Source organism: Rubrivirga marina, from assembly GCF_002283365.1.
In the GTDB taxonomy this organism is placed as follows: Bacteria; Bacteroidota; Rhodothermia; order Rhodothermales; family Rubricoccaceae; genus Rubrivirga; species Rubrivirga marina.
Genome location: NZ_MQWD01000001.1, coordinates 3,465,740 through 3,476,571, shown reverse-complemented (window position 1 = coordinate 3,476,571; position 10,832 = coordinate 3,465,740). Strand labels below are relative to the sequence as shown.

Below are 10,832 nucleotides of genomic sequence, written 5' to 3'. Positions count from 1 at the left end.
CCGACGTCCGTTCGCTCTGCCCCGTCCCGCGAGCGCGGCGAGCCTACTGGATCTCGATGACCTCGTAGCCCTCCGGGCGGGAGAACCGAAGCCGGAGGTCGGGCGGGTTGACCTGCAGACGCCGATGCTCCAACTCGATCTGCGTGTCCGTGCTCTCCAATCGAACCTGGCGGGGCAGCACGACGCCGTCGACGGTGTCGAACGCGTCGACCTGCTGGAGGCCGGCTTGCCGCCCGTCCGGCCCGAAGTCCACCACGCGGACGACGCGCCAGAGGGCCGGGTCGATCGTGTACGCCCGGGTGCCTGTGCCACCGGGGAGCCGCCCCGTGAGTTGGTAGGTCCGGGCTTGGACCGTCCGCGTCCAGGCTACGTCGGCCTCTGGGACGAGGAGGCCGAGGGCGGCGCGGACGACCCGGGCGTCCTCGCTGGCGCCGGGCACGAACGCGTCGGCGGCCGAGAGCGGGCCGAGGATGAACTCGTCCTGGAGTTGGTTCGACACGAACACGGAGTCGGACGTGACGAGGCCGCGGGCGACCGTGATGCCGAGCGGGCCGCGGACGACGACCGTCGTGCTGTCGCCGAGACGGCTGCGGAGGCTGAACGATGCGCTCTGGTCGCTCCCGCCCTGCACGATCCGGAGGTCCCCGTCGGCTGCGACGCTTAGCACCGGCGCCACCGACGCGGCGACCTCGGCGACGATCTGCTCGGCCGTGTGGTTCGGGAAGCCGGCGGCTTGCTCGTCGCCGGGCGCGTCGGTGACGAGCGGGCCGGTGGGGACGCAGCCGGCCAGGAGCAGCGCGGCGAGGAGCGAGAGACGGGCGATCACAGGGGAGGGGACTAGCGGGAGAGGACGGCGTCGAGGCGGAGCCGGAGCGCGTCGGCGTCCGGGAGGTCGTCGCCGAGAAGGTCGAGGGCGGCGAGCCCGCGCTGTGCCGTGGCCCGAGCGTCGTCGGCCCGGCCGGCGGCGGCGTAGGCCTCGGCGGCCGCGGCGAGCACGGCGGGGACGCTCGGGAAGAGGAGGAGCGCGTCATCGGCCGTCGCCCCGGCGCGGGGGTCGGCGGAGGCGGCGAGGGCGTCGAGCGCCTGCGCCCAGAGGTCGACGCGCCGCGGGTCGGCGTCGATCAGGGCGAGGAGCGCGTCGACGTCGTCGGCCTCGCCCGCCTCGGCACCCGAGGCGGGGGGAGCCGGGCGGTCGGTGCCCTGCAGGTCCGACAGACGGCGGGCGACAGCGGGCTCGGTCGGGGCGAGACGGGCGGCGGCCCGGGCCTGAGCGAGGGCCTCGTCGCGGTCGCCGGCCCGCTCGGCCAGCGTCGACAGACGGAGCCGCGCCGCCGCCGTGTCGCCGACGCGGACCAGGGTCGTGAGGGCGTCGCGCTCGGCGGCGGGGTCGCCGAGCCGGGCGGCGATCTCCGCGGCCGACGTGAGCGCGTCGAGGTCGTGGGGGTCGATCGTGACGGCGCGGCCCGCGGCGTCCGCGGCCTCGCGGAGCTGGCCGGCGTCGAGGAGGGCGGCGGAGAAGGCGAGCCAAGCCGCGGCGTCGTCCGGGGCCGCCTCGGTGGCGCGGCGGGCATAGTAGACCGCGTCGGCCGTCGCGCCGAGCCCCGTCGCGACTTCAGCGCGGACGGCGAGGACGCTCGCGTCGCCAGGCGTCGTCTCGAGGATCTGGTCGAGCGTCTCGCGGGCCGTCTCGTAGTCCTCGATCGCGACCGCCGTGAGGGCGCGGACGAAACGGCCCTCCAGCCGCGCGTCGACCCCGCTCTGGGCCGTGGCCGCCGTCGTCAGGAGGAGCAGGAGGAGGGGGGCGCGGCGCATGGGCGGAAGATCGCACGGGTCGGGGCCGGCCGAACGCTAGCTTCCAGGCGGTTCGTACTCCGCCCGATGCCCGACGACGCCCCGACGCCCCGCTTCCGCGCACCTGACACGACGCTGATCCTGTTCGGCATCATCGTCCTCGCGGCCCTGCTGACCTGGATCGTCCCCCCGGGGGAGTTCGCCCGCAATGAGATCGAGGTGGAGGGAGTCGGCACCCGAGAGGTCGTCGTGCCGGGCTCCTACGAGCGGATCGAGCGCGAGGGGAGTGACCTGGGCGCACGTGTGGTCCACAGCGTCGCCATGATCTTCAAGGCGCCGATCCTGGGGTTCATCGACGAGGACGCGGCGCCGATCATCGCGTTCGTCCTCCTCGTGGGCGGCGCGTTCGCCGTGCTCACGGAGACGGGGGCCGTGGACGCCGCGCTGCGGCGCGTCGTCGCCGGGGCCGAGCGGTCGCCAGTCTTGGATCTGTTGCTGATCCCACTCTTCATCGCCGTGTTCTCGCTCGGCGGGGCCGTATTTGGAATGTCGGAGGAGACGATCCCGTTCGTCCTCATCTTCGTCCCGCTCGCGCTCGCGCTCGGCTACGATGCCATCACGGGCGCGGCGATCCCGTTCCTCGGCTCGGGGGCCGGGTTCGCGGCGGCGTTCCTGAACCCGTTCACGGTCGGCGTGGCGCAGGGGATCGCGGGCGTCGCCCTGTTCAGCGGGCTCGCGTTCCGCGTCGGGCTGTGGATCGTGGTCACGGCCATCGTCACCGGCTTCGTGATGTGGCACGCGCGGCGGGTCCGGCGCGACGCGACGAGCAGTCCCATGCACGGGCTCGACGTGGAGCCCATGCGGGCGCTCGACGCGGAGGGCGCGGCGTTCACCGGCCGCCACGGCGCCGTGCTGCTGGCGTTCGCCCTCGGCATCGTCGCCCTCGTGACGGGCGTGCTCACGGCCGGGTGGTACATCGTCGAGATCGCGGCCCTCTTCGTGGCGCTGGCCGCCGTCCTCGGCGCCGTCGGCGGGCTGGGGGGGAACGGGACGGCGAAGGCGTTCATGGCCGGCGTCCGCGACCTCGCGCCGACGGCCGTCATCATCGGCCTGGCGCGGGGGATCCTCGTCGTCCTCCAAGATGGTCAGGTGGTGGACACGATCCTCAACGCCCTGGCGTCCGGGCTGGGCGGGGCCGGCGCCACCGTGGCCGCCTCGGCGATGTTCGGGATCCAGACGGCGATCAACTTTTTCGTCCCTTCAGGGAGCGGGCAGGCCGCGCTCACGATGCCGCTCATGGCGCCGCTCGCGGACCTCGTCGGGGTGAGCCGCCAGACGGCCGTTCTCGCGTTCCAGATGGGCGACGGGTTCACGAACATGATCATCCCCACCAGCCCGGTCCTGATGGGCGTCCTCTCGCTCGCGCGCGTGCCCTGGCCGACGTGGGCGCGGTGGATTCTCCCGCTGCAGATCGGGCTGTTCGCGCTCGGCGTCGTCGTCCTCACGATCGCCGTCGCCGTCGGCTACGCGTGACGGGGGCCGGTGAACGGTGTAAACTGGTGGGCACGGAAGCGCTCCCGCACGCGTTCTTCGCTGGGCCGCGCCACGACGCTGGCACGGCGCTTGACTTCTCTCCGACGACCCCGGTCTTCCCACCCTCCCCGCACACGATGTCCCGACTCCTGATCCGCACGCTCGGCGCCGCGGCGCTCTTCGTCCTCGCCGCCCCCGCCTTCGCCCAGTCCGTCAACGGCTGCTGGGCCACCGTCGACGACGAGGACGGCACCGTCAAGTCCTACGTCAAGATCTACGACGAGGGCAGCACCAAGGTCGGCGACATCGTCCGGCTCACCGTCAACGGCGGACGCTGCGTCGACTGCGCTGATCGGTTCGACGGCCGCGTCCTCCGCAATGAGCGGATCATGAGCGGCTTCCGGGCCGACGGCGACAGGTACGAGGGCGGCAGCATCGTCGACCCCAAGAGCGGCCGGTCGTACAACGCCGTGATGAACTTGATGGAGGGCAACAGCGATCGGCTGTACCTCCGCGGGTATCTCGGCATCCGGGCGCTCGGGCGCTCGCAGACGTGGCGTCGCGTGCCGACCTCGAACTGCCAGTAGCCGGCCGCGTCCCGCGTTAGGGATGCATTAGGGCCCTCCGGCTGCGCTTGCGGCCGGGGGGCTTCTTCGTATCATCATGGGGCGTCCGGCGACGGTGCCGGCCGCCAGCCGCACCCCCGACTTCCCAACGTCGTCCCCCCACGACTCCAGGCCGCCGGCCGCCCGCACCGAGGCGGGCTCGCCATGAGCACGCTCGGCGGTCACGTCCTGGTCCTGAACCAGGACTACCAGGCCTTGTCGGTCTGCAGCGTCGAGCGGGCCGTGGGTCTCGTGTTCTTGCAGAAGGCCGAGATGGTCGCCGCGCGGTCCGACCGGGCGCTCCGGTCGACGCGGGCGTCGTACCCGTGGCCGAGCGTGGTCCGGCTCAAGCGCTACGTCCGCGTGCCGTACCGGAAGGTGCTGCTCACCCGGCGCAACGTGCTCCGGCGGGACGGTCACCGCTGCGTGTACTGCGGCGCGGCCGAGCGGCTCACGATCGACCACGTCCTCCCAAAGTCGCGCGGCGGGCCGGACTCGTGGGAAAACCTTGTCGCGGCCTGCACGCCCTGCAACAACCGCAAGGGCAACCGGACGCCAGACGAGGCCGGCCTCGCGATGCGGAAGCGCCCGTTCCGCCCGAGCCACGTGATGTACATGCGCGACCTCATCGGCACGGGGGAGGAGTCGTGGAAGCCGTTCCTGTTCGCGGCCTAGGAAAAAGTCAGATCGGGTGAGGTCAGATCGGGCGAAGTTTGAGCTCCCCAGTCCGGCGGGGCCCGCCCTTCTGACCTCACCCCTCAACCGATTCGACATGACATTGACTCTCCCCGACGGCCGCGAGGTGCGGCCCGGCAAGGTCCTCTGCATCGGCAAGAACTACGTCGCCCACGCCATCGAGATGGGCGGGACGGGGACCGACGACCCGGTCGCGTTCCTCAAGCCGTCGACGGCGCTGATCCCCGACGGCGGGGAGATCGTGATCCCGCGCCAGTCGGCCGACGTCCACCACGAGGTGGAGTTGGTGGCCGTGATGGGGGAGGGCGGCAAGGAGATCCCCGAGGCGGACGCCCTCGCCCACGTCGCGGCCTACGCCGTGGGCCTCGACATGACGGCGCGCGACCTGCAATCGGACGCGAAGAAGGGCGGCAAGCCGTGGAGCGTGGCCAAGGGCTTCGACACGTTCGCCCCGCTCGGCGCGCTCGTGCCGGCCTCGGAGGTCTCGGATCCGCAGGCCATCGAGGTCGCGCTCGAGATCGACGGGGAGGTCCGTCAGAAGGGGTCGACCGGGCTGATGATCTACTCGGTCGCCCGCATCGTGTCGTTCTTGTCGTCGGTGTTCACGCTGGAGCCGGGCGACCTCATCTACACGGGCACGCCCGAGGGCGTCGGGCCCGTCCACCCCGGGGAAACGCTGGTGGCGACCGCGACCGGCCTCCCGTCGCTGACGGTGACGGTCCGCGCCGCGGACTAGCCGGGGCACCACGGGCCGGCGTCCGCCGTTGAGGCCGTCTCGATCCCCGCTCCGCCTCTTGCGCCTCGTCCGTCTCGCTCTCCTCTGCTTCGCCATCGGGGCGGTTCAGGCGCAAGAGGTCCAGCTAGACGCCACGGTCCGCGACGCCCGGTCCGGGGCGCCGCTGCCCGGGGCGACGGCGCAGGTGATGGGGACCGACCGCGGCGCCTCCGCCGACGCCGACGGGCGCCTACGACTCGCGCTCCCGTCGTTGCCCGACACGGTCCTCGTCCGGTTCGTCGGCTACGCCGGGGCCCAGGTCGTGATCACACAGGCCGACGTGCGCGCGGGCGTCGTTCGCCGCGACGTCCGCCTGTCGCCGGCGCCGTTCGTGCTGGGCGAGGTGGAGGTGACGGGCGAGCCGCCGGGCGAGGTCTTGTGGCGACGCCTCCTGCGGCGCCGGCAGGAGCTGGCGGCCCGGATGGGGGCCTACGCTGCCGAGGGCTACTCGCGGCTCCTCCTGACGCGCGACGGTGTGACCGACGTGCGGCCCGTCGCCATCGGGCTTGAGGAGACGGTCTCGAACCTGTCTTGGAATCGGGGCTGGGGGCTCCAGGAGGAAGTCGTCGCCCGACGGCGGCGGCCCTTCGGTGGCCCGTTCCGGTGGGCGCGGATGGGGCCGATCCCGGACCTCTACTTCGAGGACGCCCTGGTCCTCGACGGGCAGGTCGTGCCGTCGCCCACGAACCCCAACGCGCTCGACTTCTACGCCTTCCGCCTCGGGGAGACGATCGAGCGGGACGGCCACCGGTTCCTCGACCTCGCCGTCATCCCGCGGCGCCCTGGCCTCCTCGCCGGGCGGATCCGCGTCGTCGACACGCTCCTCGTCATCGCCGAGGCCGACCTCCGGGCTGACTTCGTGCCCGGCGGCTCCGTCGACTTTTTCGACGCGGCGTACCGCTGGGACTACCGATCGGCCTGGACTGACGAGGCCCTTCGGGATTCGGTGTGGCTCCCCCACACGTTCGAGCGGGAAGGGACGGTGTCAGTCACCCTTACGGGCAATCGGGTCCCGACCGTCGGCTTCCGGCAGCAGACGGTCCTCGACCTCGTCCTGCCCGGCGTCCGCGGCGAGGCGGCCCGCCTCGGGCGGCGGTACCGGAACCCGCGCGGGGCGTACGCGGGCTATGAGGTGTTCCGCGCGGGCCGCGGCATGCTCCCGCTCGACAGCCTCGAATCTGTCGCCGCGACGTCCGAGTGGGTCGAGCAGTCCAGGTGGTCGGACCTCCTCATTCCACAGGAGGGGCTTCAACTCGGCGGCATCTTCGGCGCCGCACTCAAGCTGTTCGGTGCCGGTGAACTCGAAGGGGACGACGACCCGTAGCGGTCAGGCGTCGTCGAGGTCGGGCCACGAGAGGCCGAGCGTCGCGGCCGTCTGCGGCCCGACGATGCCGTCGGCCAGGAGACCGGCGTCGCGCTGTGCAGCGAGGACGGCCGCGAGCGTCCGCGGGCCGAAGTCGCCGTCTGCCGGGCCGACGTTGTAGCCCATCTCGGCGAGCCGCTTCTGGAGGAGGACCACGCGGTCGCCGCCGTCGCCGACGCCGAGCGACTTTTTGGGCACCTGCGGCGCGGGGGGCGGGACGTCGGGATCGGACGCGAGGGCCTCGATCTCGTCCGTCAGGCGGTCCCACGGAAAGGCCGGGCTGATGTCCGACTTGTCGGCCCGGACGTGGTGGTGCGCGACGACCCCCCGGTACTTGCGGAAGCGCGTGACGTCGGGCGAGCCGAGCTGGGCAGGCGCCACGTCGGGGGCGATCCCGAACCGCTCGACGAGGTGAGCGGCGAGGGCGATCGCCGCGTCGAGCTGGGCCTTCGGGTACGCCTCGTAGTAGCGGAAGCCGCGCCAGCTCCGGCCGTGGTCGTGGACCGCCGTCTTCGGGATCTCGGCGCCGGACCACGTGCGGTATGTCGCTCCGTCGTGCTTCAGCCCGCCCCAGTTCGCGAGCTCGATCCCGATCGACCGCTCTTCGAGCGACTGGATGCTCGCGCCGAGATGGTAGGCCCAGAGCCCGGGGTCGAAGCACTCGTAGATGGTCCCGTCCCGCTCGATGATGTAGGCGGTCGCGACGCGCACGTCGGTTTGCCGCCACCAGCTCACGCTGGAGGCCGCCGAGCCGCCCGCCGTGTGGTGCATCACGACGAGATCCTTGGGCTCGGGGCGGTCGACGTACTGGCCGCGGGGCAGGCGGAGCGAGAGGGCGTCGATCGAGGGGGCAGGCATGGGTCCTCGGAAGGGTGCCCCAGAACGTACACGAGGCGGGCAAACCTGCAAGGGCCTGCCCGCCTCGAAATGTTCAACCCTGTCGTGCGACTCGGGTCGGGTACGGACGCTACTTCGGGTCCTGGCCCTCTTCCTTCAGCCCGCCGTGATACCGCTGGAGGTGGCCCTCGATGAACCACGTCCCTCGCTCGGCGATGTGGATGATCTGGTCGTAGAGGTCGGCCGTGCCGGGGTCACCGATGTCGTCGGCCTTCTTGTCCATCTCGCGGATGTGGTCGGCGTACTGGGCCCAGCGGTCGGCGAGCGTGGTCAGGAACGACGGGTCGTTGAACGTGTCCTGGTCGCCCTCCTGGTCGGTGCCCGGGAACGGGGCGATCGGGCTCGCCTCGGCGGCCATCCGGACCGTGCCGTACGCGTAGCCGCCGAGGAGGACGATCCGCTCGGCGACGAGGTCGAGCGGCTCCTCGAGCTTCTCGGCGAGCTCGTCGTAGAGGAGGTGGAGCTGGTAGAAGTCCTTGCCCTTGACGTTCCAGTGGGCCTGCTTCGTCTGGGAGTACAGGTCGGAGGTCGCCGCGAGCGTCTCGTTGAGCATCGTGACCAGCTTGTGCCGGTCGTCCTCGGCGATGTCGAGGCGGGTGGAGTACGGGATCTGGGCGGTCTTGCTGGTGGCAGCCATGAGAGGGGGAGAGTGGAGAGGGGGCCGTCGTTCAACCGGGGCTGGGAGGGGCAGATCCGTGAAGCCCCCGTGTCTGCGGGGGCGCCCTACGGGGCGTCCGCGTCTTCACCGGGTCGGGCCCTCATCGGCGCTAGGTTTCGGCAGCCGACTCCGATCCGATGAAGACGTTCGCTCTCCGACCCGACCCCGACCGTACCCCCTCCGCCTCCCCCCGCCAGCCCACCGAGGCGGACCGCTCGGAGGCCGAGGCCCTCTTGGGAGGGCTCAACCCCGTCCAGGCCGAGGCGGCCCGGACGACCGAGGGCCCGGTCATGATCATCGCGGGGCCGGGCTCTGGAAAAACGCGGACGCTCACGCACCGGATCGCCTACCTCCTGGCGTCGAAGCAGGCGTGGCCGAGCCAGATCCTCGCGCTCACGTTCACCAACAAGGCCGCCCGCGAGATGCGGTCGCGCGTGGTCGACCTCGTGGGCGACGAGGCCAAGGGGATGTGGATCGGGACGTTCCACTCCATCTTCGCCCGCGTCCTCCGCAGGGAGGCCGACCACATCGGGTTCTCGCGCGACTTCACGATCTACGACTCCGACGACACGGAGCGCTTGATCAAGGAGCTCATGACGCGGTACGGGATCGACCCGAAGCGCGTCACGCCGCGGTCGGTGCGGAGCGCGATCTCGAGCGCGAAGAACGCCATGGTCGGGCCCGACGAGTACGCCCGACTGGCGGGGGACCCGTTCACCGAGGCCGCCTCGAAGCTGTACACGCCCTACGCCGCCGCGCTCCGGAAGGCCAACGCGATGGACTTCGACGACCTGCTCGGCTGGCCCATCCGCCTCTTCGAGCAGCATCCGGACATCCTCAAGGAGTACCAGCGCCGCTGGCGATTCCTCCACATCGACGAGTACCAGGACACCAACCGGACGCAGTACGTCCTCGCCAAGCTCCTCGCGGCCGACCACCACAACCTCTGCGTCGTCGGCGACGACGCCCAGTCGATCTACGCCTTCCGCGGGGCCGACATCCAGAACATCCTCTCGTTCCAGAAGGACTACCCGGGCGCGAAGGAAATCCGACTCGAGCAGAACTACCGGAGCACCCAGCGGATCGTCCGCCTCGCGGACGCCGTCATCAAGGGGAACGCGAAGCAGCTCGACAAGACGCTCTGGACCGACAACGACGAGGGCGACCCGATCGTCCTGATGGAGGCCCTGAGCGAGCGCGACGAGGCCCAAAAGGTCGAGCGGACCATCCGCGACATCCGCTCCCGCACCGGCATCTCGTGGAGCGACGTGGCCGTGCTGTACCGGACGAACGCTCAGTCGCGGTCGATCGAGGAGGCGCTCCGGCGGGGCGGCATCCCGTACCGGATGGTCGGCGGGACGAGCTTCTACCAACGCAAGGAGATCAAGGACGCGCTCGCCTACCTCCGCCTCGCCGTCAACCCGACCGACGAGGCCTCGCTGCTCCGCGTCATCAACACGCCGACGCGTGGGGTCGGGGCGAAGACCATCGACCAACTCCGCGACTACGCGACGGAGCACCGCGTGGCGCTCTGGCAGGCCGTCCAGGACCCGGGCGGCGCGGGCCTCAGCGCTCGCGCGTCGAAGGCCGTCGAGGGGTTCGGCTTCCTCGTCTCGCGGTTCGCCTCGAAGGCGGGGACGGCGCCGGCCGACGAGCTCGCCCGCGAGTTCATCCAGGAGACCGGGCTGCTCCAGGACCTCCGCGACCAGAACACGCCCGAGGCCCTCGCGCGGCTCGAGAACGTCCACGAGCTCCTCAACGCCGTCGCCGAGTTCGCCGGGGGCGACCCGACGGGCGAGCCGCGGACGCTCTCCGAGTTCCTCCAGGAGGTCAGCCTGGTGGCCGACGTCGACCGGCTCTCGGACGACGAGAACCGCGTGACGCTCATGACGCTCCACGCGTCGAAGGGCCTCGAGTTCAAGGTCGTGTTCGTGACCGGGCTCGAGGAAGGGCTGTTCCCGCTCGCCAAGGCCGCCCAGGACGCGACGGAGCTCGAGGAGGAGCGCCGGCTCCTCTACGTCGGTGTGACGCGGGCCGAGGAGGCCCTCTTCCTGACCTACGCCCGGAGCCGCTACCGCTACGGGGACCAGCAGTCGAGCGTCCGCTCCCGGTTCCTCGACGAACTGGACGGGGAGGACCTGCTCCGCACCGAGTCGGGGGGCAAGTTCGAGAGCCGCCGCGGCCGGTTCCAGACGTCGGACGGCGGGTTCGGCGACTACGGGAAGATGGACCCGAACTACTGGAAGCAGTCGCTCCGGCCCGACGACGGGAAGACGCGCCCGCGGACCAAGACCGTCGAGGCCGCGCGCGGCGAGAGGACGATCGTCTACGACGAGGGCGAGGCCCAGATCGTCCCGGGCGTCCAGGTCCACCACAAGTCGTTCGGCAATGGGAAGGTGATCTCGATCGAGGGGGCGGGGGAGCGGGCCGCGGCGACGGTCAACTTCAAGTCGGTCGGGATGAAGAAGCTGAAGCTGGCGTTCGCGCGGCTTCAAGTCGTCGGGTAGCGGCGGA

General features: G+C 71.5%; 10 protein-coding genes. 6 read left to right on the top strand and 4 right to left on the bottom strand.

Annotated features, from left to right (window positions below):
• Window positions 1–43: 43 nt before the first annotated feature.
• Entirely contained in the window at window positions 44–826 is a 783-nt protein-coding gene (locus BSZ37_RS14735; protein WP_095511288.1) for a DUF4292 domain-containing protein, read from the bottom strand.
• A gap of 11 nt (window positions 827–837) precedes the next feature.
• Window positions 838–1,812: a tetratricopeptide repeat protein gene (locus tag BSZ37_RS14730; protein WP_095511287.1), complete on the bottom strand. Its 975-nt coding sequence runs from the start codon at window positions 1,810–1,812 to the stop codon at window positions 838–840.
• Between the two features lie 66 nt (window positions 1,813–1,878).
• Here BSZ37_RS14730 and BSZ37_RS14725 point away from each other — a divergent pair, with 66 nt between their 5' ends.
• From BSZ37_RS14725 to BSZ37_RS14705, 5 genes are all read left to right on the top strand, one after another.
• Complete coding sequence (locus BSZ37_RS14725; protein ID WP_095511286.1) at window positions 1,879–3,324, top strand: YfcC family protein; 1,446 nt, start codon at window positions 1,879–1,881, stop codon at window positions 3,322–3,324.
• A gap of 137 nt (window positions 3,325–3,461) precedes the next feature.
• Complete coding sequence (locus tag BSZ37_RS14720; RefSeq protein WP_143537676.1) at window positions 3,462–3,911, top strand: DUF2147 domain-containing protein; 450 nt, start codon at window positions 3,462–3,464, stop codon at window positions 3,909–3,911.
• Window positions 3,912–4,094: 183 nt separating this feature from the next.
• Entirely contained in the window at window positions 4,095–4,604 is a 510-nt protein-coding gene (locus tag BSZ37_RS14715) for an HNH endonuclease (RefSeq protein ID WP_095511284.1), read from the top strand.
• 97 nt (window positions 4,605–4,701) lie between these two features.
• Window positions 4,702–5,361: a fumarylacetoacetate hydrolase family protein gene (locus BSZ37_RS14710; RefSeq protein ID WP_095511283.1), complete on the top strand. Its 660-nt coding sequence runs from the start codon at window positions 4,702–4,704 to the stop codon at window positions 5,359–5,361.
• Between the two features lie 58 nt (window positions 5,362–5,419).
• Window positions 5,420–6,724 (top strand): carboxypeptidase-like regulatory domain-containing protein, encoded by a 1,305-nt coding sequence (locus tag BSZ37_RS14705; protein WP_179299662.1) that lies wholly within the window; start codon window positions 5,420–5,422, stop codon window positions 6,722–6,724.
• A 3-nt stretch (window positions 6,725–6,727) separates the two neighbouring features.
• Here BSZ37_RS14705 and BSZ37_RS14700 read toward each other — a convergent pair whose 3' ends face one another.
• Window positions 6,728–7,621 carry a peptidoglycan recognition protein family protein gene (locus BSZ37_RS14700; RefSeq protein WP_095511281.1) on the bottom strand — a complete coding sequence of 298 codons (894 nt, stop codon included), beginning with the start codon at window positions 7,619–7,621 and terminating at the stop codon, window positions 6,728–6,730.
• A gap of 109 nt (window positions 7,622–7,730) precedes the next feature.
• Entirely contained in the window at window positions 7,731–8,297 is a 567-nt protein-coding gene (gene dps / locus BSZ37_RS14695) for a DNA starvation/stationary phase protection protein Dps (protein WP_095511280.1), read from the bottom strand.
• A gap of 158 nt (window positions 8,298–8,455) precedes the next feature.
• On the opposite strand from dps, the gene BSZ37_RS14690 reads away from it, so the two are divergent.
• The gene (locus BSZ37_RS14690) at window positions 8,456–10,825 is read left to right on the top strand and encodes an ATP-dependent helicase (protein ID WP_095511279.1); all 2,370 of its coding nucleotides are present in this window, start codon (window positions 8,456–8,458) and stop codon (window positions 10,823–10,825) included.
• Window positions 10,826–10,832: the final 7 nt, after the last annotated feature.